Origin of the sequence: Parageobacillus sp. VR-IP, from assembly GCF_013357975.1 — a bacterium.
GTDB lineage: Bacteria > Bacillota > Bacilli > Bacillales > Anoxybacillaceae > Saccharococcus > Saccharococcus caldoxylosilyticus.
Map to the genome: position 1 here is coordinate 323,141 of NZ_JABVYQ010000001.1, position 24,013 is coordinate 347,153.

Below are 24,013 nucleotides of genomic sequence, written 5' to 3' on the forward strand. Positions count from 1 at the left end.
AATCAATAATTTAAGGAAGGGAGTAGGAAGGCATGAAAGGGAAAAAGTGGTTAACCGCTCTAGGCATTACGTTCGTATTGATGGGAAGCGTATTGGCTGGCTGTGGTGGAGGAAATGAGAAAGCCGCAAATCAAGATGCGAGCGGGAACAGCGGGAAGAAAGTAGAGGTTACGCTTGCCGGATGGGGCGGCAATCCGAGTGAACAAAAACTATTGCAACAAACGCTAGACGAATTTGAAAAGAAACATCCGAACATCAAAGTGAAGCTGGAAGTCATTTCGGAACAGTATATGGATGTCATTAAAACCCGTTTAATCGGCGGCGAAGGTCCAGACGTTTTCTATCTTGACGCCTTTGAAGCACCTGCCTTAATTGAAACAGGAGCGTTAGAACCGCTTGATAAATATGTTACCGATGATTTTGACATTAATGATTTCGAAAAACCGTTACTTGATGCGTTTAAAGGAAAAGATGGACATATTTACGGATTCCCTAAAGATTATTCCACATTAGCATTATTTTATAACAAAAAAATGTTTAAAGAAGCAGGCGTAGATGTGCCAAAAACATGGGATGAATTGCGCGAGGTAGCCAAAAAATTAACAAAAGGAACAAAAGTATACGGTTTTGGCGTAGCGCCGGAGTTAGCGCGTCTTTACTATATCGCTGAATCAAAAGGCGGAAAAGTTGTTACAAATGACAAAGCAAGCTTTGCTGATCCGAAAGTAGTAGAGGCTTTACAGCCAATTATCGATATGCATTTAAAAGATAAATCAGCGGCACAGCCTAATGAAGTCGGCGCGACTTGGGGCGGAGAGATGTTTGGGCAAGGAAAGGCGGCAATGGTGATTGAAGGAAACTGGGCGATTCCGTTTTTACAAGATACATTCCCGAACTTAGAATTTGGAACGGCTGAAGTGCCAATGATTAACGGCAAAAAGGCGACGATGGCCTATACGGTGGCGTACGTCATGAATAAAGACTCGAAAAAGAAAAAGGCGGCTTGGGAACTCATCTCCTATTTGACAGGAAAAGAAGGTATGAAAACATGGACCAGCAAAGGATATGCGCTGCCGACACGCAAATCCGTTGCTGCAGAATTGGGATATGATAAAGATCCATTGCGTGCCCCATTGGTAGCGGGGGCTTCTTATGCAACGGTATGGCAAAAAGGAAAGAACTTGCCAATTATCGTCAACAACTTTAATAACCAATTTGTCAGTGCCTTTTTGGGAGAACGGCCGTTGGATAAGGCGCTAAAAGAAGCAGAAAAAACCGCAAATAAAGAAATCAAAAGTAAGTAATCAAAGTTAAGGTTCTGGTAGAAGGCATTTCTTCTACCAGAACCAATATACCTATTGGGCTGTTCCCTTCTTTCTAGTAACGATAAGTTTGCCATACTAGAAAGAGGGGAATAGCTTAATAGATTCTCTGCAAGGAGATGTGAGAGATGAAACGAACATTTTCAAAGAAAATGTGGAGAGAAACAGGAGCAGGCTATTTATTAATGTCACCAACGTTATTTGTTTTGCTTTTATTCATCGTTGGCCCTATTATTTTTGCGATTTTCCTTGCGTTTCATAAAGTGCAAATGCTTGGAACAACAACATTTGAGTTTGTCGGCCTGGATAATTTTCAGCGCATTGTACATGATACACGGGCAAAAATCGCGTTTTGGAATACACTTAAGTATGTTGTAATTGTAGTCCCGTGTCAGACCATATTGGCGCTTGTGTTAGCTGCAACATTAAACGCAGGATTGAAAGGACAAAAGTTTTTTCGAATCGTATACTTTTTGCCAACGCTTACCTCCTCTGCGGTATTAACCCTTATTTTTATGTGGATGTATAATCAAAACGGACTTATTAATCATGTCTTGAAAGTGTTGGGATTGCCAACTTATAACTGGATAGGTGATCCAGATGTAGCACTGAACGCAATTATGATCATGAACATTTGGTCTACTGCTCCATACTTCATGGTGATTTACTTGGCAGCACTACAAGATATCCCAGATTCGCTTTATGAAGCCGCGGAGCTGGATGGAGCCAATGTGTTGCAAAAATTTTGGTACGTAACTGTACCATATTTGCGGCCAGTGACATCATTTGTCGTCATCATGGGGCTTATCGGTACATTCCAATTATTCGACCAGTCATATATTTTTTCCGCTGGTTCAGGCGGGCCAAACAACTCTACCCTTACCGTTGTTCTTCTCATTTATCAATACGCTTTTAAAACGTTAGGAACGATGGGATATGCGGCGGCATTAGCGTTTGCTTTAGCGATTATTATTTTAATCGCGACGTTATTGCAGCGAAAATTTTCGAAGGAAGAGTCTCTTTATTAAGGAGGGGGAAGGGGAATGAAAAAGAAAATCGGAATTGGAAAAGCGTTTTTGTACGTAGTTCTTATTGCTTATGCTGTTATTACATTAATCCCATTTTTATGGGCGTTATCTTCTTCATTTAAAACGCTGGAGGAAATCGTTAGCGGAACGATTTCCTTTATTCCGAAACATTTTACGCTTGATAATTACAAACAAATTTTCATTGAACAAAAAATGTTTCCACGCTGGCTTTTGAACAGCGTCGTCATTGCAGTGACCGTAACCATACTGAATTTATTATTCAACTCGATGGCAGGTTATGCATTAGCGCGGTTGCAATTTCCTGGGAAGAAGTCGTTGTTTATCATTATTTTGGCGGTATTAATGATTCCAGCACAAGTAACGATGATTCCAAACTATTTAATTTTAAAACAGCTTGGCTGGCTGAATTCATATCAAGGAATGATTATACCAACGATGATTAACGCCACCTTTATTTTCATGATGCGGCAGTTCTTTATTAACTTCCCGAAAGAATTAGAAGAAGCGGCAGCATTAGATGGACTGAGCCGGCTCGGCATTTTTTTCCGCATTGTTTTGCCGCTTGCCCGTCCTGCCTTGGCGGCACAAGCGATTTTTGTCTTTATGGGCTCGTGGAATGATTTTATGCGGCCGCTGATTATTTTGTCGGATCCGCAACTTTTCACCTTGCCGCTCGGTTTAAACAGCTTTAAGGGCCAATACATCAGTTATTGGAACTATATTATGGCAGCCTCAATGGTATTTACATTACCAGTGTTAGTCATTTATGCGTTTTTCAATCGTTACTTTATCAAAGGTATTTCATTTACAGGTGGAAAATAATCTATATATCTTGTTTGCTAATGGAAAAGGCTTTCGTTCCATCTACAAAGTCGATAAGCTGTATAGTTATTTTGGTGCCTTTCATTCAGTGTTTCAACGGCAAAAGTAAGGGAGCATATGTTGAATGTAAAGTTCCTAGTGCGGAAGGGGAAAACGATGAAGCGGACATGGTGGAAAGAAGCGTTGTATATCAGGTATATTGACGCAGTTTTTACGACTCGAACGGAGATGGTGTTGGCGATTTGCAGGGAGTTATCGAAATTATGGCACATTCCACGACTATACGGAAAACGAGCCGTATATTTATGCATACATACGTGAACTAGATGACGTTCGCTGGTTTATCGTTCTTAACCATTGTGGCCATGCAAATGACTATAAGCTGCCTGTATCGCTCGCTGCATACAAGCGGGGAAATAGTGCTTGGTAATTATCCGGATATCCAAGAAAATAGCAGTTTGTTGCACATGCGGCCGCATGAGGCGCGTATTTATCGGCTTATATAAGCGACTTTCGATGAACCTCTCCCACCTTCATTGCATGAAGAGGTGGGAGTTTCTTACCATCTCCATCGAAGAAGCTTCTGCACAGAAGAAGGCGGTTTACTTCTATTCGATGAATTGTAGTTATCCTCTTTATAATCATGAATCAGCCATCATTGAATGGATTTTTCAGGGTTCTCAATAAGGGAAAGGTTTTTCCAATTTAAAAAAGCGCTTTGAAAGCTGATTTTTGCACTATTTATTTTTCATATCCTTGTCCAATACCGGGGGCAAGGCTTTTTTTATTTGCATGCTTCATGAAAAAACGGAAATGATAAGCATACAACATTAATGAAATAAGAGGCAGGAATGAACAATGGAGTGGATAGAGCAAGTGCCAAAACCAGCAAGAAAATCGTTAGGAAAAGGATGGATGATTGCATCGCTCGCATCGATACCGCTGGTAATGACGCTTGGAAATTCGATGTTAATACCAGTGTTACCGACCATCGAAAAGCAACTGCATATTACTTCATTCCAATCGAGTCTGCTCATTACGATGTATTCGGTTGTCGCAATTGTTTTTATCCCGATTGCTGGATATATAAGCGACCGGATTGGGAGAAAGAAAGTGATTATTCCAAGTTTATTGCTGGCGGCTATTGGAGGGCTTATTTCGGGATGGGCATCATGGAGAATGAATGAGCCGTACGGGATGATTGTGGCAGGAAGGATGTTGCAAGGGCTTGGGGCAGCGGGAGCATTCCCGATTGTACTGCCGCTTGTCGGCGATTTATTTCCCAATGATAGTGAGGCAAGCAGCTGTCTAGGAACCATTGAAACAGCAAATACGTTTGGAAAAGTATTAAGTCCGATCTTAGGGGCGATGTTTGCAAGCATCGTTTGGTTTTTGCCGTTTTTCGCCTTTCCGCTATTTTGTGCTCTTTCGCTTGCGATGATGCTTTTTTTTATAAAATCTTCTTCGAAACAGGATCATCCCCTTCCGTTTCGGCAATTTTTACGAAATGTAAAAATGATTTTTCAAAGAGAAGGGCGTTGGCTATATGCGATTTTTGCTATTGGAGGTCTGTCAATGCTCGTTTTATTTGCGTTTCTTTTTTTCTTATCCAGCCGTCTTGAAGATTACGGCATCGATGGAATAAAAAAAGGATGGGTGCTCGCCATTCCGCTTGGCGCGCTTTGTGCGGCATCGTTTATTACGGGAAAGAAAATCGGTGAAAATAAAACGTTAATGAAATGGGTAATTGCTGCTGGCGGTGTGCTTGCCGGAGCGGCGATCATGGCTGTCAAGTTTTTTCCGTCTCTTTGGTGGATGGTTGCTTTTTTTTCGCTTGCCGGCATTGGCATTGGCGTAATGCTGCCGTGTTTGGATGCGCTGATTACGGAAGGAATTGAAAAAAAAGAACGGGGAACGGTGACCTCGTTTTATAGTTCACTAAGATTTATCGGTGTCGCTGCGGGGCCGCCGCTTGCTGCACTGCTGATGAAAAGGGAGACGTCCACGCTGCTGTTTCTGTTAGTTGCATTATGTTTTCTTGCCGGTGCCATCACATTCATAGCGATTCAACCAGAAAATGAAGGAGAGAAAGCAACAGGAAAGCAGTAATATTTCCAGGGGCAAAGATGTAAAAGCAAAGCAATGACTTGATACGATTACTCATCGGCTTCCTTTCGATGACGCGAAACATGCATAGAACTTTTTAATGAAAAGAGCGATGTAAACCCGTAAACGGATTAAATATAGCAACACAAGCATAGAAAAAGGGATATCACAATAGTGAGGATATCCCTTTTTGGCTTTTTGAAAAACGTCAATAAATTTTGTCGCGAAACGAGAAAAGGAAAGCGAGGCTTTAGGCTAATCTTGCCCATAGCTTGTATCAAGGCTTGGGTGCATAAATGATGGAACCCCTTGTGACTGACGTTTTGCTTCGAGAAGCTCGCGATTTTCCTCGGCATTCCAGCCGATGTCGTTGGTTGGATGCACCCATTCCTCGCCTGCCATCATGCTTGGATCGATATCATCGCTCCAGTGATTCAGCGGCGAATTTGGCGAGTTATATTTGCTGTCGCCAATCACAACACCATATTTATTGACAAATGGAGCCTGCATGTTTATACCAGTTCCTTTGAATGATGGAGCATGGATTTGATGAGGCATGGTCTCATCAAGAATTGGCGATTCGGCTTTTTTATCTTTATCCATGTTGATCACCTCTATTGTAGTGTGAACGAAAATATATTTTTTATGAATAAACCATGCCGTGTTTAAGGGAAAATAAGAAAAATGGTAAAGGGGGATGCCCATGAAAAGCAGTTCATTTCCAGTTGCTCGCCTGCAAGAGCGGACATTAAAAAAAGTGCAAGAGCTGGAAAAACAGTTGCGTGAAGAAACAGGGGAAGAAATCGTTTTAATCGCTTATAAACATGAGAAAACTTCTCAGGAGGGAGATCAAGAATGAAGAGGAAAGTGAAATTTGATGCGGCGAAAAACAATAATAAGACACCGACAGAAAGCTTGCCGGATACGGAATTTGCCGCCCAGTATGCGGGAGAAGAAGACATGATCCGCGGGGCGAACCGCAATTCGAAAAAAGGGCGCCAAGGAGACGGACAATGAAGTCGGGAGAAGAAAAACGAGAGCGTCCATATAACGAAGCACGCGAGGAAATGGCGTTTGAATTTGGCGACTTTAACGCCCACCAACCGTTTCAGCTAATGGAAGAAATGAAACAACAGAAAAAGCAAAAGAAAAAGTAGGGAAGCGCCTCCCTACTTTTTTATTGCCACATTCGAAAAGGAAGATAGCGGTGCGGAAAAAATTTTCGTCTGCAATTGAACGGGATCAAAATAAGCAATCATCACCGTTGGAATAAGACGTATTTCTTTTGTTTTTTTATAATGGCCGATGTCAAATTCGATCATTTCCATGACCGTATGTTTAAATAATTCTTTTTCATTCAGTTCCAGTGATACGAATTCGTTCCCCAACTGTTCCGGATGTTCAAGCAGCTGGCGATAAAGGGAGGAACGTAGCGATTTGTCTGTTTTTTCTTCCCACCATGGTTTGCGCGGTTTATGTTTTTGGTTGCGTAAATAGTCATATTTCATTAACGCTTCAATGATTGGAAGTTCATCCAGTTTTTTGGTCTGCAAAAATTCATATAGACGGCGAAATAAGTCTTCGAGCTGATGTCCGATTTTCGCCCAGCCGCGTTCCTCCCAATATGTGCCGAATTCTTGGAAGAAATCAAACGGCGATGGGAATACGCTTGTTACCAAATATTCGATCGTCTCATCCATCCGATGCGCGTTCCAATATTTCTCTAACACATCTTCCACTTGTTTAATGCGGATGATGTCATCAAAAGAAAGCACATTATTTTGCAAGACTTCGTATGGGGCATGGTCCATAAATACGTAGCCGTAGTCTTTCGCGCGAAGGCGAAGACCGGTGCCGCGAAGCATTTTTAAAAAGCCGAGCTGCAATTCTTCGGGACGGAGAGCGAAAACGTCGTTAAACGTTTTGCGGAATGATGTATAGTCTTCTTCCGGAAGACCGGCAATTAAATCGAGGTGCTGCGCAATCTTTCCGCCTTCTTTAATCATCGTGACCGTGCGCGTTAGCTTGGCAAAATTTTGCTTGCGCATAATCAGCCGGTTGACTTCATCGTTTGTCGATTGTACACCGATCTCAAAGCGGAACAGCCCCGGCGGCGCTTCTTTATTTAAAAACTCAATGACCTCGGGGCGCATAATATCGGCGGTAATTTCAAATTGAAACACCGTCCCAGGAACATGTTCGTCAATAAGAAATTGAAACATATCCATCGCGTAGCTGCGGCTGATGTTGAAAGTGCGGTCGACGAATTTAATCGTGCGCGCGCCATGCTTCATTAAATAGCGGATATCTTCTTTAATTTTTTCACGGTCGAAATAGCGCACGCCGACCTCGATGGAAGATAGGCAAAACTGGCAGCTGAACGGGCAGCCGCGGCTTGTTTCGACATAGACGATGCGTTTCGGCAAATGTGGAATATCCTCCGGAAAGCGAAACGGCGAAGGCATGTTCGTTAAGCGAATCTTATTTCGCTGCGGGTTAATTACGATGTTTCCATTATCGCGGAACGCGAGTCCATGAATATGACGGAAATCACGGTTTCCTTGCATCTCCAGCAAGAACTGTTTAAACGTCTCTTCTCCTTCGCCGATGACAATAAAATCAAACTCCGGTACCGTCTTCATCCATTCGCTCACATCATAGGATACTTCCGGTCCGCCCACCACGATCGTAACATCGGGAGCGACTTTTTTTAGTATTTTCACCACTTTAATCGTTTCTTCAATGTTCCAAATATAACAGCTGAATCCGATAATATCCGGCTTTCTTCGATAAAGGTCGGTCACAATATTCATTGCCGGATCCTTAATGGTATATTCGACAAGCTCTATATCAAATTCCGGCTGGGCATACGCTTTTAAGTAACGAATCGCTAAGTTCATATGAATATATTTCGAGTTTAGCGTTGTACAAATAATTTTCATCGGAACAAACCCCTTTGCCAATGCATAAAAAAACAACACTTTAATATATCATATTTTAGACAAAAGAAAAAGGAAAAAAACTTGTCGAACATTGCAAAAATTTATTTGTGTGGAATTTTTAAAAAATAGGGAAGGAGTAAAATTTTCCATAGAGAATATATATTAATTTGATATGGTATGGAGAAGGAGAGATCAATATGAGCCGTAACCTTTCTCCCCGTGAAGAAAAAAACGTAGTAGTGGACGTAAGATTGTTAGAAGAAGAAAATAGACGGTTAAAGGAACGGTTAAACAGCTATTCAATCATTTTTGAACGTTCATTAGACGCGATTGTCATTTTTAATAAACACGGTGAGTTTGTTGATGTGAATGAAGCGGCTTGCAAACTGTTTGAAATGGATAAATGCGAGCTTATTGGCAAAAAATTGTCGATGTTTCTCGAGTTAGTCCCACCGGATATTTTAATGTTTCAGCAGTCGATGTTACATAAGTTTGGGGCATTCAGCGACGAGCTGTTGATCAAGCTGGCGAACGGAAAAGTGAAGCATATTGAGTTTTCCATGAAAAAAGATGCGTTTAACGAATACGATTTGGTGATTATGCGCGATATTTCCGCACATAAAGCGTTGGAGCGGGAACGGATTATGCATGAGTTTTTGTTTAAAGACGTGTTTAACCGGGCTGTGGACAGCATTGTTATTTTTGACGAATTCGGCCGGTTTATCGATGTGAATCCCGCTTTTTGCATGAGTTTAAATCTAGAGAAGGCGAAATTGTTGAATTTGTCGTTTCAGCAGTTCATCGCCAAAGAAGATGTCGATGATTTTGTCCGCCTGCTTGCCGAGCTGAAGGAAAAAGGAACGGCAAAAGGGGAGCTGTCGCTTGTCCGTTTGGACGGCACGGTCAAAATGTTTGAGCTGACAACGACATCCAATGTATATAGCGGTTTTTATATGGCAATTATGCGCGATGTGACTGATCGGAAAAACATGGAGATTAAACTGCAAAAAAGCGAAGAAAGGTTTCGCGCCATTTTCGAGCAGGCGCACGAGGCGATTTTAATATGGGATGACTATGGGTATATTTTGAATGCCAACCGTGCCGCAAGCCGGACGTTCGAACTGCCGCTGAATTTGCTTGTGCGGAAAAATCTGCTTGATTTCCTTGATCATAACGACGAAAAAGTAAAGCGCATTTTTGCAGAATTTCGCAAAAATGGAGAAATCCGCGATGAACTGACGTTTCATATGCCTAACGGAGAAGACAAGCAGCTGGAATTTACGATGAAAAAAGGGGCAATAGATGGATATCATTTGACGATTTTCCGCAACGTGACGGAACGAAGAAAAATAGAAAGGGAACTGCGCGAAAGCGAGCAAAAATTCCGCAGCATTTTTGACCATGCGATGGATGGAATATTGTTATGGGGCCAAGGGTATCGTATTTTGGACGTAAACCCGATTGCCTGCGAAATATTCCAAGCGGGGAAAGAACAACTGCTTCACCGGCCGATTACAGAATTTATACCGGAAAAGGCGCGCAAGCATTTCCGTAAGTTGATTCAACAAAGCGAGCGTGTTGGCGAAGCGTATGCCGAGGTCGACTTTTCCAATGATGGCAAGCAGAAAATTATCGAATTTGCACTCAAAAAAGAAATCATCCCTGGCGTCGGAATGATGATGCTCCGCGATATTACCGAAAGAAAGGAGATGGAGCTGCAGCTAAGAAAATCAGATACCTTGAATGTAGTGGGAGAACTGGCCGCAGGCATTGCTCATGAAATCCGCAATCCGATGACAGCGCTGAAAGGATTTATTCAGTTATTGCAAGGAAGCATTAAAGAAGATTATTCGATGTATTTTAACGTCATTATGTCTGAATTAAAACGGATTGAATCCATTATTACCGAATTTCTCGTTCTTGCCAAGCCACAGGCGATTCAATACCAGCAAAACGACATATGCAAAATCATGCAGGATACGATCGATTTAATCAACGTGCAAGCAATGATGCACAGCGTGCAGATTATCGCGGATTTCGTCCCGCAGCTCCCGCCTATTTATTGCGAGCCAAACCAACTAAAGCAAGTGTTTATCAATATATTAAAAAATGCGATTGAAGTGATGCCAAAAGGCGGAGATGTTACCGTTCGCATCCGGCAGAGCGACGACAACCACATTCGCATTTCCATTACTGACCAAGGTTGCGGCATCCCGCAAGATAAAATTAAAAAGCTCGGCGAGCCGTTTTATACCACAAAAGAGCGCGGTACTGGACTAGGATTGATGGTTAGCTATAAAATCATAGAGGAACACCAAGGAAAAATTGATGTAGAAAGCGAAGTTGGTGTCGGTACAACATTCCATATTACCCTCCCGATCAAAAGAGTAGAGAAAGAGGACGATCATGATGAAATTTGAATTCAGCATCTATCCATCTGATTTGCTCGGAAATATCTATGTCGTTTCCGACGGTGAAGCGATCGTCAGTGTCCAGCTGTTTGAGGAAGATTGGCGCGAGCTTTGCCAGCAATATGAAATGATAAAAAGCCGTTCTTCCTTATTAGAAAATGCTGTCTTACAGCTCGATGAATATTTTCGGGGCAGACGGAAAACGTTTAACCTGCCTTTGAAATGGAAAGGAACGGATTTTCAAGAACAAGTATGGCAGGCGCTTTGTGAAATTCCGTACGGAACGACGGTTAGCTACAGTGATATTGCGAGTAAAATCGGCCGCCCTAAAGCGGTGCGGGCGGTAGGACAAGCAAACCGCGCCAACGAGCTGGCCATTATCGTTCCTTGCCATCGTGTGATCGGAAAAAACCGTGCGCTGACGGGATACGCTGGCAGCCGCATCGATGTCAAGGCGAAGCTGCTCAAGCTCGAGCAACGGTATAGTATGACAGAAAAAAACTAGAAGCTGCGGTCCGCTTCTAGTTTTTTATGCGCATGAATGAAACATTCCTATTTTTTTTGTATATGCGATAAAGCGAGCGCTCCTACTAAAATAACCCCTTTAATAATATCCTGAGCGTAATATGGAACGTTCATCATCGTCAATCCGTTGAGCAAAACCCCCATTAGAATCGAGCCAAACAGCGTGCCGATGACATTCGGCTTTCCGGCGCCAAATACAGAAAAGCCGATATATGCGGCCGCTACGCCGTCCATTAAAAAGGAAGCTCCGGCCGATACTTGCCCGGTTCCGATGCGAGAGGCGAGAACAATGCCGCCAAGCGCCGCGAAAAAACCGCTGATGACATATGCATACGTGCGATAGCGGTTGACAGGAATACCCGAAAGCCGTGCTGCTTCAAGATTTTCCCCCGTCATATAAAACAATCTCCCTGGTTTGGTGTACGTCAAAAACAAATGGGAAGCAATGACAATGATTAACATAAGCAAAACGGAAAACGGAATGCCGAACACTTCCCCTTGACCGATAAATAAAAAGGAAGGAATAAATTTGCCCGGCGCCGTTCCTCCGTCTGGAAGCGGCATGTCGTTGTAAATGGAAAATCCTTTCGTATATGTCAGCTGCACACCGTTAATCGCGTACATCGTTGCCAGTGTAGCCAATAAATCCGGCAATTTTAATTTCACAATTAATAACGAGTTTAACAAGCCGACGGCAATTCCCAGTAAAAGCGGAACAAGCAAAGTAACGAGAATTTCCTGGCGGTATAATACGAGCGCCGCGGCGCTGGCGATGGTTGCCAGGCTGACGGTCGAGCCGACGGATAAATCAAATCCATCGACAATAAGGGAAAACGTAATGCCAATCGCAACGAGCGTGACGATGGAAATCGAGCGCAAAATATCGCTGAAATTTTCGTACGTAAAAAAGCGGTCTTGCGTGATGCCAAAATAGGCGATGACAACGAGAATGGCAAGCAATGTGCCATGTTTATATAAAAATTCAAGAAGAGATGGCGCTTGCTTTTTCTTGGCGACCGAAACGGCTGGCTGTGCCATCCATCTCACCTCCGCTGCAGTAATAAATGAGTTGTTCATAGGTGATGTCATGGGCGGGCACGCGTTTGATCAGCTTGCCGTCCACCATGATGTAAATCGTATCGGCAATATCAAGCAGTTCTTGAAATTCGCTTGTTAAATACAAAATCGCTTTCCCTTCGTCGGCAAGGGAACGGATGATTGAAAATACTTCTTGCTTGGCGTTGATGTCAATTCCTTTTGTCGGTTCGTCAAAAATGAATATGCGCGCATCGGTTTTTAACCATTTCCCGATCACGACTTTTTGCTGGTTGCCGCCGCTTAATTGCCGCACGCTCGTCGACAGGAAAGGAGGGTGAATTTGCAAGGAATCGACAAGCTGTTTGGCAACGGATGTTTCTTTTTTTTGCCGCACCCACAGCCATTTCGTTAATGAAGATAGTAGCCGGACAGTAAGATTGGTGCGAACTGGTTCCTGAAGAAAAAGTCCTTGTTTTCTCCGTTCTTCCGGAATTAAACAAATGCCGGCCGCAATCGCCTCTTTTGGGGAAGCAAATGCATAACGTTTTCCGTCGATCCACCATTCGCCGGTTGTTTTGCTGCTGGCAATTAAACTTTCCGCCAGCTCCGTTTTTCCCGCTCCGACAAGTCCGGCGATGCCAACAATTTCCCCTTTATGAACGTAAAGGTCGACCGTTGTATTTGTTTTAGCGATATGAAGCTGTTTCACTTCAAAAAGACGATCATCCCCGTATGTGCGGGTTTCCCTTTGCGCCGTTGTGTAAGAGCGTCCTACCATATAGCGGATCATTTCTTCTAGAGAAAGAGGGGCAACATCGCCATGGTGGACGACGTTCCCATCGCGCAAAATCGTGACGCGGTCGCAAATTTCTTTAATTTCCTTTAATTTGTGGGAAATATAGATAAAGGAAACGCCTTGCGCTTTAAGTTCATTGATAATCGTAAACAGCCGCTTTGTTTCCGTCTCGCTCAGCGCGGCGGTCGGCTCATCCAAAATGATGTAGCGTGCTGAAGAAGACAGGACTTTTGCCAGAACAATCAGCTGTTTTTCATGCAGGGAACATTCGCGAATGAGTTTGGCCGGCGAAATCGACAGGCCGACTCGGCGCAACAGCTCTGAAGCCCGTTCTTTTTGTTGTTTCCATGAAAGCAGTGGCTTTTGTTTTGTCTTTGCGATCTCATCGGCGGCAATATTTTCATAGACAGTCAAGGCGGGAAAGAGAGCCGTATCGACTTCCTGAACCACTAAACCAATGCCCGCCTTTTTGGCATCAGCAGGCGAGGAAAACTGATGCTCTTTCCCATCAATGGTAATCGTACCTTGATCAGGGGAAAGATCGCCTGCCAGAATTTTCATTAATGTGCTTTTGCCGGCGCCATTCATCCCTAAAAGGGCGTGAACTTCCCCAGGTCGAACATGGAGGCTCACGCCGTTTAAAACGTTGATAGTTCCAAACGATTTATAAATATGATTCATATAAAGACCGCTCATTTGTTCTTCACCTGTGCTTCCAGCGTTTTCATCCAAGGGGAAACCGCCACATTCGACTGTCCCCATCCGGCGATGTATTGGTGAAGGTCTTTCATCGATACTTGTTGGTTAGGCAAATCGGATCGTTTGACTAAATGTGGTTCTAGCGAATAAATGTTTGGCGTTCTTTCCCCGGCGATTTTTTGATAAGCAAAGCGGACTTGGGCGCGGCCGACTTCCGCCGGGTCTGTTGCGGTCGTAGCGACCCACGGGCTGTTTGGCTTTTGCATTATTTGCAAATCTTCATCGCTTAAATCGATGCCATATACTTTAATTTCATTGCGTCCTGCTTGTTCGATCGCTCGCGTTGCGCCTTTGGCAAATTCGTCCCAAGTCGCAAACACCGCATCAATATCGCCTTTATTCGGATATTTTTTCAAAATCGCTTCCATTTGCGTTTGCGTGTCCAAGGCGGTATTGGCGCTGGCTGTACCGAATTTCGCCACTTCTTTGATGTTCGGATAGCGTTTTTTAAACGCATCGTAAATCACATGGCGCCGCTCCATCGGTGTAAATCCGCCGACCCAAATCGTGACGATGTTTCCTTCGCCGTTTAAGTCTTCAGCCAACGTTTTTAACGTCTTCCAGGCGAGGCTGTAGTCGTCTTGGTCAATGACCGTTACGCCTGGGATGTTTAAATCGTTGTCAAACGCGACGACAGGAATGCCTTTCGCGACCGCCTTTTTCACCGGTCCTTCGAGCGCATCCGCCCGGCCATGGTCTAATAGAATCGCATCAACGTTTTGCGTAATCGCTGTTTCGACATAAGAAGCCATTTTCGTTAAATCGTTGTCCGCATTGTAAATTTGCACTTCGCCGCCAAATTTTTGCACTTGTTCTTTTACGCCGGCGATATATTGCGAAGAAAAGGTGCCAATCGACATTTGCATAATGGCGGCGATTTTAATCGGTTTCTTTAATTTATCAGGGATTTCTGCTTGTTCGGTTGCCGCCGTCGTTTCGGCTGCTTTCTCAGCCGTGCCGTTTTCTTGTTTGGCCGGTTTCGGACTGACGGCATCTTGTTCGTTCATGCAGCCGCTAAGGATGACGATAACGGAAAAAAGAAGTGCCAATAAATAGTTAAGTCTAAATCGCTTCATGCTGTTCCTCCTTTGCAAATAGTGCTGGAAGTTCCGTTTCATAATTGCCGCGAATGATGCCATGTTCGGTAATGATAGCCGTAATGAGATGGTGCGGCGTAACGTCAAAGGCCGGATTATAGACGTTTACTCCTTCCGGGGCGATCGGCGTTCCGGCGATATGTGTCACTTCCTCTGGTTTGCGTTCCTCGATTGGAATTTCTTCTCCTGTTTTTGTCGCTAAATCGATCGTTGACAGCGGCGCGGCTACATAAAACGGAATGCCGAATGCTTTAGCCAGCAAGGCAAGGCCAAACGTACCAATTTTATTGGCTGTATCGCCGTTGGCGGCAATGCGGTCAGCGCCGACGATGACGGCGGTAATGTTTTTCGCCTTGATCGTTTGTGCCGCCATATTATCGGTAATAAGCGTTACATCTACGCCAGCCTGCATTAATTCCCACGTCGTCAATCTTGCCCCTTGCAGGACAGGGCGTGTTTCCGACGCGTACACGTGCAGATTCATTCCTTTTTCTTTCGCCAAATAAAACGGGGCAAGCGCCGTGCCGTAACGGGCGGTGGCGATCGATCCGGCGTTGCAAATCGTTAAAATGCGGTCGCCGTTTTGAAACAAGGAAAGCGCATGTTCCCCGATTCGCCGGCAAACGTCCTCATCTTCAATTTGAATGCGAATCGCTTCATGGACGAGCGTTGTTTTTGCTTCATTGACAGAGGAAGCATGGGCGATGCTGGCAACAAGGCGGTCCAGCGCCCAAAACAGATTGACTGCTGTTGGCCGGGCGCTTGCTAAGTAGTCACGGTCTTTTTGCAGCTGTTTTTTAAAATGTTCCAGTGATTCTGTTTCATATTGCCGGGCGGCAAGCGCGAGGCCGTAAGCGGCAGCAATGCCGATTGCCGGGGCGCCGCGCACTTTCAGCGACGCAATCGCCTCCCAAACGTCCCTAATATTTTCCAATTGCAAATATTCCGTCACTAACGGCAGCTTTTGTTGATTTAAAATCGTAATATGCGTGTCGTTCCACTCTACAGAGCGTGGGATTGCAAATGGTTCTGTCATATGGTTCTTCCTTTCATTGTGTTAATTCGTTGGTGCTAGCGCTGTTTGTGCGAAAAGAGAACGAATTTCTTTGATGCTAGATAATGTTTCACGTCGCAAGATAAGGTTTCTGCCAAGGCGAAGCGCGTGGCGTTTTGCTTGCAAACGTTCCTCTTTATTTTCGATGCCGTCCAGGTCGGCGACATGTGCCAAGCCAATTGTGCGGCGGATCACTTCGCAGCCGGCAAAGCCGATCGCATCGACAAAGGTATGATGCAGCACCTCTTCTAATAACCCTTTCGTTTTCGCATACGGTTCGACATTGTGCGTATGCCAAAGTTCAGAAAAGACGGTTGTAAATACTTTCCATGTGTTGTCGATATGGGCAAATAACGGCTCTTGCTGCGATTCAGGGCGGGACAACGCATTTAACAGCAAGTTTGCGAAAAACTGGCCGATGTCAAATCCAAATGGGCCGTAAAACGCAAACTCTGGATCAATGATTTTCGTTTCTTTGTCGCTGGCGAAAATGCTGCCTGTGTGCAAGTCACCGTGAATGAGCGCATCCCCTTCGGTTAAAAACTTGCGCTTTAATTTGGCAACCTCTAAGTGAAGTTTGTCATCGTTCCAAAGCGATTCGACATCATCGCGCAGTTCTTCTTCAAAGTTGTTCGTTTCATGATTAAAAAACGGATCAGTAAATACAAGATCTTCCGTGATTTTGCACAGTTCCGGATTGACAAAGCTTTGCGCCAGCTGTTTTTTTTCTTGCTGATTCATGCCGAAATCCGACGTGTAAAATAACGTTTTTGCGATAAATTCGCCGATATGCTGGGATAGAAGCGGATATGTTTTCCCTTCAATCAAGCCTTTGCGGGCAATTTGCAAACGCGACAAGTCTTCCATCACGGTAATAGCTAAAGATTCATCGGAATAGTAAACTTTTGGTACATATTGCGGCGCATAGCCGGCAAATGTGCGTAGTGCATTGCTTTCGATTACCGCGCGTTTTAAGGTGAGCGGCCAGCTTTCTCCAACTACTTTTGCATATGGAAGGGCTTGTTTGATGATAATCCCTTTTTTCGCTTCTTTATCGACGATGCGGAAAACGAGATTAAGGTTGCCGTCCCCGATTTCCCTGCAGACAAGCGGCGCTCCTTCGCGGAAGAGGCCGAGGCGCACGGCTAAAGAAACGGCTCCTTGTTCTGTTAATGGTTCATAAACGGATGAATGTGAGATCGACATTGGAATAAAATCCCCCTTCAGCAAATAAATTAAAAAGCCTCTTTCTGCATAGATAGAAAGAGGCTTGAAGATTCCAAGTCTTCGCACCTCTTATCTTCCAGAAAGAACAAGTCTTTCTGTTGGACTTAGCACCGTGCCCTGCGGAAGATGAAACTTCCGGCGCCGAAAAAACGTGCGCCCTATCTCACGATAGTATTACGGTCGGTTGCTGGGCTTCATTGGGCCAATTCCCTCAGCCAACTCTTGATAAGAGTATTTTCAGTATATTCATTTTTCGAATTTTTGCTCATGTTAGAAAATATTTGTGCGTTTGATTCGAATCATACACGCTAACGAATTCATTTGTCAATACTTTTTTAAAAAATTTTTTTCTGCTGTCTGATAATATTCGGGACGGCGATCGGCAAAAATCGGGATGCGCGCCCGCACTTCCTGCACTTTTTGCAAATCGATTTGCGCGGTGAGTGCGCAAGGCTCCTCGCCCGCCTCGGCAATGATTTCTCCCCATGGATCGATGATCATGGAATGGCCGGCAAACACGTTGTTCGGGTCGCTGCCGGCGCGGTTGCAAGCGACGACGTAGCATTGGTTTTCAATGGCGCGCGCCACGAGCAGCGTGCGCCAATGGGAAAGGCGAGGAAGCGGCCACTGGGCAACGACAAACAACACTTCCGCCCCTTGGACCGCATGGACGCGGATCCATTCCGGAAAACGAATGTCATAGCAAATGACACCGGCGCATAAGGTGTTTTCGAGCGTAAATAAGCCGGTATCCTCCCCAGGCTGGAGGTAAAGATGCTCATCCATCAACTGAAAGAGGTGCAGTTTGCTGTATTCGCCAACGACCGTGCCGTTTCGGTCGACGATATACATCGTGTTTGTCACGCCTTTTGCCGTTTTTTTGGCGACTGAACCGGCGACAAGATGGACGCGGTACGATTTTGCCAGTTTTGTCATGAACGTTTTCGCGCGTTCGCCGTTTTCATCGGCGATTTCATCGAGGCGGGTTAAGTCATAACCGGTCGTCCATAGTTCAGGAAGAACGATGACATCCGGACGTTCTTTTGCAATTTTTTCTATTTCTCTTTCTACAACCTGTTCGTTTTCGTGCGGGTTGCCAAAGGCAATATCCAGCTGCAGGCAGGCAATTTTTAATGTCATTCGTATTCACCTCAAAAAATTTTACTTTACATTTTGATTTTTACGATATATGATGTTGCACTAGAATTTCAAGAAATTTTTGAGAAGGTGTTAAGCATGACAAAACAATTTCCGTTATCCGACCTGTTAGAAGGGCTTCCAAAGCAGTTTTTCGCCTCATTAGTCGCGAAAGTAGCCAAAAAAATCGCGGAAGGATACGATGTCATCAATTTAGGGCAAGGAAATCCGGATCAGCCGACACCGCCGCATATCGTCGAAGCGATGCAAAAGGCGGTGGCAAACCCGAAATATCACAAATATTCGCCGTTTCAAGGGTATTCTTTTTTGAAACAGGCAGTTGCCGAGTTTTACAAACGGGAATACGGCGTGACCGTTGACCCCAAAAAAGAAGTCGCCGTTTTGTTCGGCGGTAAAGCGGGGCTTGTCGAGATTCCGCAATGCCTCGTGAATCCTGGTGATATCGTGCTCGTTCCTGACCCGGGGTATCCTGACTATTGGTCGGGGATTGCGCTGGCGCGTGCAAAAATGGTGATGATGCCATTGCGTGCCGAACACGAATTTTTGCCTGATTATAGTGACATTCCTCGCCATATTGCAGAAAAAGCCAAACTTATGTTTTTAAATTACCCAAATAATCCAACCGGAGCGACTGCTTCGCAGGAATTTTTCGAGGAAACGGTGTCGTTTGCCGCCAAGCACGGGATTTGCGTCGTCCATGATTTTGCTTACGGTGCGATTGGCTTTGATGGAAGAAAACCGGTTAGCTTCCTTCAAGCAGAAGGGGCAAAAGACATCGGCGTGGAAATTTATACGTTTTCGAAAACGTATAATATGGCGGGCTGGCGTGTCGCATTTGCCGTCGGGAATGAAAGCGTGATTGCGGCGATTAATTTGCTTCAGGATCATTTATACGTCAGCCTGTTTGGTGCGATTCAGGAAGCGGCAGCAACCGCCCTTCTTTCCTCACAGCGCTGCGTTGAAGAGCTTGTCTCCTTGTATGAATCGCGGCGCAATACGTTTATAGCGGCATTGCGGCAAATCGGCTGGGATGTTGCGCCTCCAAAAGGCTCATTTTTCGCGTGGCTGCCGGTGCCACATGGGTGGACGTCGGAACGTTTTTCCGATTATTTGCTTGAAAAAGCGCATGTGGCTGTCGCGCCGGGAATCGGATTTGGCGAGCATGGGGAAGGCTACGTGCGCGTCGGCTTATTGACGAGCGAAGCCCGTCTGCAGGAAGCAGCGGAGCGGATTGGCAAGCTTTGTCTTTTCAAAAGCGAAAAAAGTGATTGACAACGTCAAAAAATACTGTCATAATTCAAATTAAATTTGCAAGCACGAATTGTTTGAAAAGCGAATACAATATTGTAAGCATTCTTACTATAAAATTTGTGAAAATTTGTGAGCACGAATTGTTTGAAAAGTGAATACAATATTGCAAAGCATTCTTATCAAGAGTAGGCGGAGGGACAAGCCCAATGAAGCCCGGCAACCGGCTTGGCGGTGATCGCGAAGCACGGTGCTAATTCTTGCAGCGGAAACGCTGAGAGATAAGAAGAGTGTCCATTTCAATGCCTCTTCTTATGAAGAGGCTTTTTTGATGAAGAGAAAGAGGGATGAACATGAGTCAAGTCATTGCCACCTATGTTATTCATGACGAGAAAGACATAAAGAAAAAAGCAGAAGGAATCGCTCTTGGCTTAACGGTCGGAACATGGACCGACCTGCCTCTGCTGGAACAAGAGCAGCTGCGCAAACACAAGGGGGAAGTCGTCCATATACAAGAGCTGGAAGAAAGCGAACGGGCAAATCAGTATTTTGGCAAACGGCTGAAGCGCGCGATCGTGCAAATCGCTTATCCGACAGTCAATTTCAGCGCTGACATTCCGGCGCTTTTGGCAACGGTGTTCGGCAAGCTGTCTTTAGACGGTGAGGTAAAATTGCTAGATGTAACGCTCCCTGACGCTTGGAAGAAACAATTTCCGGGACCGCGCTTTGGCATCGACGGGATTCGCCGAAAAGCCAATGTATATGACCGTCCACTTCTCATGAGCATTTTTAAAGGCATTATCGGCCGCGATTTAGCGTATTTAACCGAACAGCTGAAGCAGCAGGCTCTTGGCGGTGTCGATCTTGTCAAGGATGATGAAATTGTATTTGACAGCGATTTGCTGCCGTTTGAAAAACGGATTACAGCAGGCAAAGCGGTGCTCAACGAAGTGTACGAACAGACGGGGAAACGGACGTTATATGCCGTCAATTTAACCGGCAAAACGTTCGAATTGAAAGAAAAAGCAAAGCGTGCGGTGGAGCTAGGCGCCGATGTATTGCTGTTTAACGTCTTTACCTATGGTTTGGACGTATTGCAAGGATTGCGCGAGGATGAAGAGATCGCCATTCCGATTATGGCTCATCCGGCGTTCAGCGGCGCGCTTACCCCGTCGGAATTTTACGGTGTTAAAGCGTCCTTACTGCTTGGCAAGCTGCTTCGTCTTGCCGGGGCCGACTTTGTCCTTTTCCCATCGCCGTACGGAAGCGTCGCGCTCGACAAAGAAGAGGCGCTTGGCATCGCCAAAGAATTAACGGATGAGAAGGAGCCGTTGAAACAGGCGTTTCCGGTGCCGTCAGCGGGCATTCACCCAGGGCTGGTGCCGCTTCTGTTCCGCGATTTCGGCGTCAATAGCATCGTCAACGCCGGCGGCGGCATCCACGGCCATCCAGACGGAGCGGCAGGCGGCGGCAAAGCGTTCCGAGCTGCCATCGATGCGGCACTTGCCGGCAAATCTTTGCACGAGGCAGCCCGCGAAAATGAGGCGTTGCAAAAAGCGATCGACTTATGGGGTGCAGTAGAGGTGACATCATGACTAAACGAGTGATCTTTTGCGATTTTGACGGAACGATTACGGACAATGATAACATTATCGCGATTATGAAGCAGTTTGCGCCGCCCGAGTGGGAAACGTTAAAAGACGATATATTGGCGCAGCGCATCTCCGTGCAGGAAGGGGTGGGGAAAATGTTTTCCCTGCTCCCATCGAGTCGGAAGGAAGAAATTACGGATTTCATTTTGCAGACCGCCCGTCTTCGCGACGGGTTTCGCGAATTTGTCGCATTTACGAAGGAGCATGATATTCCGCTTTATGTCGTCAGCGGCGGCATCGACTTCTTTGTCTATCCGCTATTAAAAGGGCTGGTCGACAAAGAGCGCATCTTTTGCAACGGCTCTGATTTCAGCGGCGAGACGATCCGCATCACCTGGCCGCATGCGTGCGATGACCAGTGTCAAAACGGCTGCGGCTGCTGCAAGCCGTCTTTGTTGAGAAAACTGGCGGTGCCGGATGCATTTCATATCGTGATCGGCGATTCGATTACGGATTTGGAAGTAGCGAAGCGGGCTGACCACGTCTTTGCCCGCGATTTCCTGCTAGACAAGTGTCAGGAGCTCGATCTTCCGCACACGCCGTTTACAACGTTTTTCGATGTCATTCATTTTTTGCAGACGATGGAGGTAAACGTATGAGCATCGTTGTAAAAAAATGGAGGGAGCTGGCCGAAGTCAAGGCAGAGCTGGCAGAGCGCGATTGGTTTTTCGCTACGAGCGGCAACTTGTCCATCAAGGTGACGGATGAGCCGCTTACTTTCCTCGTCACCGCAAGCGGCAAAGACAAGCGCAAGCAGACCGACGAGGATTTTTTGCTTGTTGACGCATTTGGAAAGCCAGTCGAGAATACAAATTTAAAGCCGTCCGCAGAAACGCTGCTGCATGTGGAAATTTATAATCGGACCAATGCCGGCTGCATCCTCCACGTCCATACAGTTGACAATAATATTATTTCCGAGCTGTACGGAAATAAAGGGGAAGCCGCATTTTCCGGCCAAGAAATCATTAAAGCGTTCGGGCTGTGGGAAGAAGATGCGATGATCCGCATCCCGATTATTCCAAATTACGCACACATTCCGACGCTGGCTAAGGAATTCGCCAAGCATGTCAACGAGGATGCCGGCGCAGTGTTGATCCGCAATCACGGCATTACCGTCTGGGGGCGGGATGCGTTTGAGGCAAAGAAGTTTTTAGAAGCGTGGGAGTTTTTGTTCAGCTGGCACGTCAAGTGGCTGCTGCTGAAGCAGACCGCTGTGCTGCCGGTTGATTAAATCATAAAATTGATAGAGGGGGAAATTCCAATGGCAGTAATCAAAGTGAAAAAAACGGGAGAAGTGATTGAAGGGGATGAAAATGTCCGCAGCTTTTTAAATAAACAAGGCGTGTTGTATGAGCATTGGGACATTAACAAACTGCCGGAACATTTGCGCGACAAATATGTATTGACCGACGAAGAAAAAGAGGAAATTTTGGCGACGTTTAAAGAAGAAATTGAAGATTTGGCGGCGAGAAGAGGCTACAAAACGTGGGATATCGTCGCCTTATCGGATGCGACGCCGAATTTGGATGAACTGTTGAAAAAGTTTGAACAAGTGCACATTCATACGGAAGACGAAGTGCGCGCTATTACTGCTGGCCATGGCATTTTTATCATCAAAGGGGACAGTGAAACGGGTTATTTTGATGTCGAACTTGAAGCGGGTGATGTCATTTCCGTGCCGGAAGGAAACCCGCATTATTTCACCTTAATGGACGACCGCCAAGTCGTCGCCGTCCGCCTGTTTATCGATCCGTCCGGCTGGGTCGCCCATCCGTATGAAGAAAAAGAAGAGGTAGGCCAGTAATGGCGATCTCCCCCTGTCTTCTTTAGACAGGGGGGTGTTTCATCGTTTTAGCGCAGGAGACCCCACTTTAATGAATGAAATGAGTAAGTGGGGAAGGAATGCGCCTTCCTCCTTTCTTTTGAGTAAAGCATTGCACTTCTGGGGAGTTACAAGCCCCCTCTTCAAAAGCCTCTAGGCTTTAAGTGGAGGGGTAGTTGACTAAAACGATTCGACTAAAAAAATCATAAATAATATGCCGATGATAAACGAATAGGTGGATGTTCGCTCATGTCCGTCCCCGTGGCTTTCCGGAATCAATTCTTTATAAATAATAAACAGCATCGCCCCCGCGGCAAAGGCAAGTCCATACGGAACCAGCCCGTGAAAGATGGAGGTTAAATAAAAGCCGAGCAAAGAAGTGACAATTTCCACTGCACCGGTTAACGTGGCGATAATAAACGCTTTCCATTTTCCGATTTGCTGGTTAATCAAAAAAAGAGCGACTAAAAATCCTTCCGGCGCGTTTTGCAAGCCAATCGCCAGCGCAATTAAATTACCAGTCTCCGCTGCATTGGAGGCGTAGCTGACCCCGACCGACAATCCTTCGGGAAGGTTATGTAGCGTAATCGCCGCGATAATCAGCAACGCCTTTTCATCAAACTGGATTTCTTTTTGCGTATGCTCTAAATCGATATGCGGCACGGTCATTTCTAAAACTGTTAAAATAAGAACGCCAAGAAAAAGTCCAACCGTTAAGGCGGCAAAGCCTCCTGCCTGCAATGCTCCGGGGATTAAACTCATCATCGAAGCCGCTGTCATAATGCCTGCCGAAAACGCCAGCAATATATCGCGCCAGCGGTGGGTAATCGATTTCGCCAAAAATAAAATCGGTACTGCTCCCAGCCCAGTCGATAACGCCGACAATATACTGCCGATTAATACTTGTTTCATCGAATCACCCTTTCCGTGCCTCCTGTATTTTTACCATATGCGTTTTCCGCTCGAATGTGATAACCGCCCAAAC

At 45.4% G+C, this 24,013-nt stretch carries 25 protein-coding genes and 2 riboswitches; of the genes, 16 read left to right on the plus strand and 9 right to left on the minus strand.

What is annotated here, in order from left to right:
* Nucleotides 1-32: 32 nt before the first annotated feature.
* The 6 genes from HT574_RS01760 (at nucleotide 33) to HT574_RS01785 (ending at nucleotide 5,302) form a co-directional block, all read left to right on the plus strand.
* On the plus strand, nucleotides 33-1,304 hold the full coding sequence (locus HT574_RS01760; protein ID WP_175243254.1) for an ABC transporter substrate-binding protein: 1,272 nt from the start codon (nucleotides 33-35) through the stop codon (nucleotides 1,302-1,304).
* A gap of 146 nt (nucleotides 1,305-1,450) precedes the next feature.
* A complete protein-coding gene (locus tag HT574_RS01765) occupies nucleotides 1,451-2,350 on the plus strand; it encodes a carbohydrate ABC transporter permease (protein ID WP_175243255.1) in 900 nt (299 codons plus the stop codon).
* A 15-nt stretch (nucleotides 2,351-2,365) separates the two neighbouring features.
* Nucleotides 2,366-3,193, plus strand: a complete 828-nt coding sequence (locus tag HT574_RS01770; RefSeq protein WP_175243256.1) for a carbohydrate ABC transporter permease — start codon at nucleotides 2,366-2,368, stop codon at nucleotides 3,191-3,193.
* A gap of 156 nt (nucleotides 3,194-3,349) precedes the next feature.
* The gene (locus tag HT574_RS01775; protein ID WP_175243028.1) at nucleotides 3,350-3,514 is read left to right on the plus strand and encodes a hypothetical protein; all 165 of its coding nucleotides are present in this window, start codon (nucleotides 3,350-3,352) and stop codon (nucleotides 3,512-3,514) included.
* 5 nt (nucleotides 3,515-3,519) lie between these two features.
* Nucleotides 3,520-3,699: a hypothetical protein gene (locus HT574_RS01780; protein WP_254698545.1), complete on the plus strand. Its 180-nt coding sequence runs from the start codon at nucleotides 3,520-3,522 to the stop codon at nucleotides 3,697-3,699.
* 352 nt (nucleotides 3,700-4,051) lie between these two features.
* Entirely contained in the window at nucleotides 4,052-5,302 is a 1,251-nt protein-coding gene (locus tag HT574_RS01785; RefSeq protein ID WP_175243257.1) for an MFS transporter, read from the plus strand.
* Nucleotides 5,303-5,554: 252 nt separating this feature from the next.
* Here HT574_RS01785 and HT574_RS01790 read toward each other — a convergent pair whose 3' ends face one another.
* Nucleotides 5,555-5,902 carry a DUF3905 domain-containing protein gene (locus tag HT574_RS01790; RefSeq protein ID WP_175243258.1) on the minus strand — a complete coding sequence of 116 codons (348 nt, stop codon included), beginning with the start codon at nucleotides 5,900-5,902 and terminating at the stop codon, nucleotides 5,555-5,557.
* A gap of 100 nt (nucleotides 5,903-6,002) precedes the next feature.
* Here HT574_RS01790 and HT574_RS01795 point away from each other — a divergent pair, with 100 nt between their 5' ends.
* Genes HT574_RS01795 through HT574_RS01805 form a run of 3 tightly spaced genes read left to right on the plus strand, consistent with a single transcriptional unit; the run spans nucleotide 6,003 to nucleotide 6,456 of the window.
* Entirely contained in the window at nucleotides 6,003-6,158 is a 156-nt protein-coding gene (locus HT574_RS01795; protein ID WP_017436230.1) for a hypothetical protein, read from the plus strand.
* Nucleotides 6,155-6,316, plus strand: a complete 162-nt coding sequence (locus HT574_RS01800) for a hypothetical protein (protein ID WP_017436229.1) — start codon at nucleotides 6,155-6,157, stop codon at nucleotides 6,314-6,316. Before HT574_RS01795 ends, HT574_RS01800 begins: the two co-directional genes overlap by 4 nt.
* Nucleotides 6,313-6,456: a hypothetical protein gene (locus tag HT574_RS01805; protein ID WP_175243259.1), complete on the plus strand. Its 144-nt coding sequence runs from the start codon at nucleotides 6,313-6,315 to the stop codon at nucleotides 6,454-6,456. Before HT574_RS01800 ends, HT574_RS01805 begins: the two co-directional genes overlap by 4 nt.
* Before the next feature lie 12 nt (nucleotides 6,457-6,468).
* Here the strand turns inward: HT574_RS01805 and HT574_RS01810 are convergent, their stop codons facing one another.
* Nucleotides 6,469-8,241 carry a B12-binding domain-containing radical SAM protein gene (locus tag HT574_RS01810; RefSeq protein WP_175243260.1) on the minus strand — a complete coding sequence of 591 codons (1,773 nt, stop codon included), beginning with the start codon at nucleotides 8,239-8,241 and terminating at the stop codon, nucleotides 6,469-6,471.
* A gap of 197 nt (nucleotides 8,242-8,438) precedes the next feature.
* On the opposite strand from HT574_RS01810, the gene HT574_RS01815 reads away from it, so the two are divergent.
* Together HT574_RS01815 and HT574_RS01820 are read left to right on the plus strand one after the other, a co-directional pair.
* Entirely contained in the window at nucleotides 8,439-10,661 is a 2,223-nt protein-coding gene (locus HT574_RS01815; protein WP_175243261.1) for a PAS domain-containing sensor histidine kinase, read from the plus strand.
* Complete coding sequence (locus HT574_RS01820; protein ID WP_175243761.1) at nucleotides 10,651-11,157, plus strand: methylated-DNA--[protein]-cysteine S-methyltransferase; 507 nt, start codon at nucleotides 10,651-10,653, stop codon at nucleotides 11,155-11,157. The genes HT574_RS01815 and HT574_RS01820 overlap by 11 nt, the downstream gene beginning before the upstream one ends.
* Before the next feature lie 47 nt (nucleotides 11,158-11,204).
* Here HT574_RS01820 and HT574_RS01825 read toward each other — a convergent pair whose 3' ends face one another.
* The 6 genes from HT574_RS01825 to HT574_RS01850 all read right to left on the minus strand — a co-directional run bounded on the left by HT574_RS01825 (nucleotide 11,205) and on the right by HT574_RS01850 (nucleotide 18,288).
* A complete protein-coding gene (locus HT574_RS01825; RefSeq protein ID WP_017436224.1) occupies nucleotides 11,205-12,215 on the minus strand; it encodes an ABC transporter permease in 1,011 nt (336 codons plus the stop codon).
* Nucleotides 12,160-13,707, minus strand: coding sequence for a sugar ABC transporter ATP-binding protein (locus tag HT574_RS01830; RefSeq protein ID WP_175243262.1), 1,548 nt, complete (start codon nucleotides 13,705-13,707; stop codon nucleotides 12,160-12,162). The genes HT574_RS01825 and HT574_RS01830 overlap by 56 nt, the downstream gene beginning before the upstream one ends.
* Nucleotides 13,704-14,846 (minus strand): sugar ABC transporter substrate-binding protein, encoded by a 1,143-nt coding sequence (locus tag HT574_RS01835; RefSeq protein WP_175243263.1) that lies wholly within the window; start codon nucleotides 14,844-14,846, stop codon nucleotides 13,704-13,706. The genes HT574_RS01830 and HT574_RS01835 overlap by 4 nt, the downstream gene beginning before the upstream one ends.
* Nucleotides 14,833-15,903 carry an S-methyl-5-thioribose-1-phosphate isomerase gene (gene mtnA, locus HT574_RS01840; protein ID WP_175243264.1) on the minus strand — a complete coding sequence of 357 codons (1,071 nt, stop codon included), beginning with the start codon at nucleotides 15,901-15,903 and terminating at the stop codon, nucleotides 14,833-14,835. Before mtnA ends, HT574_RS01835 begins: the two co-directional genes overlap by 14 nt.
* A 21-nt stretch (nucleotides 15,904-15,924) precedes the next feature.
* On the minus strand, nucleotides 15,925-17,127 hold the full coding sequence (gene mtnK / locus HT574_RS01845; protein WP_175243265.1) for an S-methyl-5-thioribose kinase: 1,203 nt from the start codon (nucleotides 17,125-17,127) through the stop codon (nucleotides 15,925-15,927).
* Between the two features lie 87 nt (nucleotides 17,128-17,214).
* Nucleotides 17,215-17,380: riboswitch (SAM riboswitch) on the minus strand.
* A gap of 92 nt (nucleotides 17,381-17,472) precedes the next feature.
* Nucleotides 17,473-18,288, minus strand: a complete 816-nt coding sequence (locus tag HT574_RS01850) for a carbon-nitrogen family hydrolase (protein WP_175243266.1) — start codon at nucleotides 18,286-18,288, stop codon at nucleotides 17,473-17,475.
* A 96-nt stretch (nucleotides 18,289-18,384) separates the two neighbouring features.
* On the opposite strand from HT574_RS01850, the gene HT574_RS01855 reads away from it, so the two are divergent.
* From HT574_RS01855 to HT574_RS01875, 5 genes are all read left to right on the plus strand, one after another.
* Nucleotides 18,385-19,578 (plus strand): pyridoxal phosphate-dependent aminotransferase, encoded by a 1,194-nt coding sequence (locus tag HT574_RS01855; RefSeq protein WP_175243267.1) that lies wholly within the window; start codon nucleotides 18,385-18,387, stop codon nucleotides 19,576-19,578.
* Nucleotides 19,579-19,730: 152 nt separating this feature from the next.
* Nucleotides 19,731-19,842: riboswitch (SAM riboswitch) on the plus strand.
* 65 nt (nucleotides 19,843-19,907) lie between these two features.
* Nucleotides 19,908-21,149 (plus strand): 2,3-diketo-5-methylthiopentyl-1-phosphate enolase, encoded by a 1,242-nt coding sequence (gene mtnW, locus HT574_RS01860; RefSeq protein ID WP_175243268.1) that lies wholly within the window; start codon nucleotides 19,908-19,910, stop codon nucleotides 21,147-21,149.
* On the plus strand, nucleotides 21,146-21,805 hold the full coding sequence (gene mtnX / locus HT574_RS01865) for a 2-hydroxy-3-keto-5-methylthiopentenyl-1-phosphate phosphatase (protein WP_042407459.1): 660 nt from the start codon (nucleotides 21,146-21,148) through the stop codon (nucleotides 21,803-21,805). Before mtnW ends, mtnX begins: the two co-directional genes overlap by 4 nt.
* Nucleotides 21,802-22,437 carry a methylthioribulose 1-phosphate dehydratase gene (locus HT574_RS01870; RefSeq protein WP_175243269.1) on the plus strand — a complete coding sequence of 212 codons (636 nt, stop codon included), beginning with the start codon at nucleotides 21,802-21,804 and terminating at the stop codon, nucleotides 22,435-22,437. The genes mtnX and HT574_RS01870 overlap by 4 nt, the downstream gene beginning before the upstream one ends.
* Before the next feature lie 30 nt (nucleotides 22,438-22,467).
* Nucleotides 22,468-23,010, plus strand: a complete 543-nt coding sequence (locus tag HT574_RS01875; RefSeq protein ID WP_017436214.1) for a 1,2-dihydroxy-3-keto-5-methylthiopentene dioxygenase — start codon at nucleotides 22,468-22,470, stop codon at nucleotides 23,008-23,010.
* Nucleotides 23,011-23,208: 198 nt separating this feature from the next.
* Here the strand turns inward: HT574_RS01875 and HT574_RS01880 are convergent, their stop codons facing one another.
* Nucleotides 23,209-23,940 carry a ZIP family metal transporter gene (locus HT574_RS01880; protein ID WP_175243270.1) on the minus strand — a complete coding sequence of 244 codons (732 nt, stop codon included), beginning with the start codon at nucleotides 23,938-23,940 and terminating at the stop codon, nucleotides 23,209-23,211.
* Nucleotides 23,941-24,013: the final 73 nt, after the last annotated feature.

Excerpts from the sequence above, each read along its gene's own strand:
- mtnW (WP_175243268.1), top strand. The coding sequence starts at position 19,908 with ATGAGTCAAGTCATTGCCACCTATGTTATTCATGACGAGAAAGACATA.
- HT574_RS01880 (WP_175243270.1), bottom strand. The coding sequence starts at position 23,940 with ATGAAACAAGTATTAATCGGCAGTATATTGTCGGCGTTATCGACTGGG.
- HT574_RS01775 (WP_175243028.1), top strand. The coding sequence starts at position 3,350 with ATGAAGCGGACATGGTGGAAAGAAGCGTTGTATATCAGGTATATTGAC.
- HT574_RS01825 (WP_017436224.1), bottom strand. The coding sequence starts at position 12,215 with ATGGCACAGCCAGCCGTTTCGGTCGCCAAGAAAAAGCAAGCGCCATCT.
- HT574_RS01855 (WP_175243267.1), top strand. The coding sequence starts at position 18,385 with ATGACAAAACAATTTCCGTTATCCGACCTGTTAGAAGGGCTTCCAAAG.
- HT574_RS01765 (WP_175243255.1), top strand. The coding sequence starts at position 1,451 with ATGAAACGAACATTTTCAAAGAAAATGTGGAGAGAAACAGGAGCAGGC.
- HT574_RS01875 (WP_017436214.1), top strand. The coding sequence starts at position 22,468 with ATGGCAGTAATCAAAGTGAAAAAAACGGGAGAAGTGATTGAAGGGGAT.
- HT574_RS01795 (WP_017436230.1), top strand. The coding sequence starts at position 6,003 with ATGAAAAGCAGTTCATTTCCAGTTGCTCGCCTGCAAGAGCGGACATTA.
- HT574_RS01810 (WP_175243260.1), bottom strand. The coding sequence starts at position 8,241 with ATGAAAATTATTTGTACAACGCTAAACTCGAAATATATTCATATGAAC.
- HT574_RS01780 (WP_254698545.1), top strand. The coding sequence starts at position 3,520 with ATGACGTTCGCTGGTTTATCGTTCTTAACCATTGTGGCCATGCAAATG.
- HT574_RS01785 (WP_175243257.1), top strand. The coding sequence starts at position 4,052 with ATGGAGTGGATAGAGCAAGTGCCAAAACCAGCAAGAAAATCGTTAGGA.
- mtnX (WP_042407459.1), top strand. The coding sequence starts at position 21,146 with ATGACTAAACGAGTGATCTTTTGCGATTTTGACGGAACGATTACGGAC.
- HT574_RS01805 (WP_175243259.1), top strand. The coding sequence starts at position 6,313 with ATGAAGTCGGGAGAAGAAAAACGAGAGCGTCCATATAACGAAGCACGC.
- HT574_RS01830 (WP_175243262.1), bottom strand. The coding sequence starts at position 13,707 with ATGAGCGGTCTTTATATGAATCATATTTATAAATCGTTTGGAACTATC.
- mtnK (WP_175243265.1), bottom strand. The coding sequence starts at position 17,127 with ATGTCGATCTCACATTCATCCGTTTATGAACCATTAACAGAACAAGGA.
- HT574_RS01850 (WP_175243266.1), bottom strand. The coding sequence starts at position 18,288 with ATGACATTAAAAATTGCCTGCCTGCAGCTGGATATTGCCTTTGGCAAC.
- HT574_RS01760 (WP_175243254.1), top strand. The coding sequence starts at position 33 with ATGAAAGGGAAAAAGTGGTTAACCGCTCTAGGCATTACGTTCGTATTG.
- mtnA (WP_175243264.1), bottom strand. The coding sequence starts at position 15,903 with ATGACAGAACCATTTGCAATCCCACGCTCTGTAGAGTGGAACGACACG.
- HT574_RS01870 (WP_175243269.1), top strand. The coding sequence starts at position 21,802 with ATGAGCATCGTTGTAAAAAAATGGAGGGAGCTGGCCGAAGTCAAGGCA.
- HT574_RS01770 (WP_175243256.1), top strand. The coding sequence starts at position 2,366 with ATGAAAAAGAAAATCGGAATTGGAAAAGCGTTTTTGTACGTAGTTCTT.
- HT574_RS01815 (WP_175243261.1), top strand. The coding sequence starts at position 8,439 with ATGAGCCGTAACCTTTCTCCCCGTGAAGAAAAAAACGTAGTAGTGGAC.
- HT574_RS01790 (WP_175243258.1), bottom strand. The coding sequence starts at position 5,902 with ATGGATAAAGATAAAAAAGCCGAATCGCCAATTCTTGATGAGACCATG.
- HT574_RS01835 (WP_175243263.1), bottom strand. The coding sequence starts at position 14,846 with ATGAAGCGATTTAGACTTAACTATTTATTGGCACTTCTTTTTTCCGTT.
- HT574_RS01800 (WP_017436229.1), top strand. The coding sequence starts at position 6,155 with ATGAAGAGGAAAGTGAAATTTGATGCGGCGAAAAACAATAATAAGACA.
- HT574_RS01820 (WP_175243761.1), top strand. The coding sequence starts at position 10,651 with ATGAAATTTGAATTCAGCATCTATCCATCTGATTTGCTCGGAAATATC.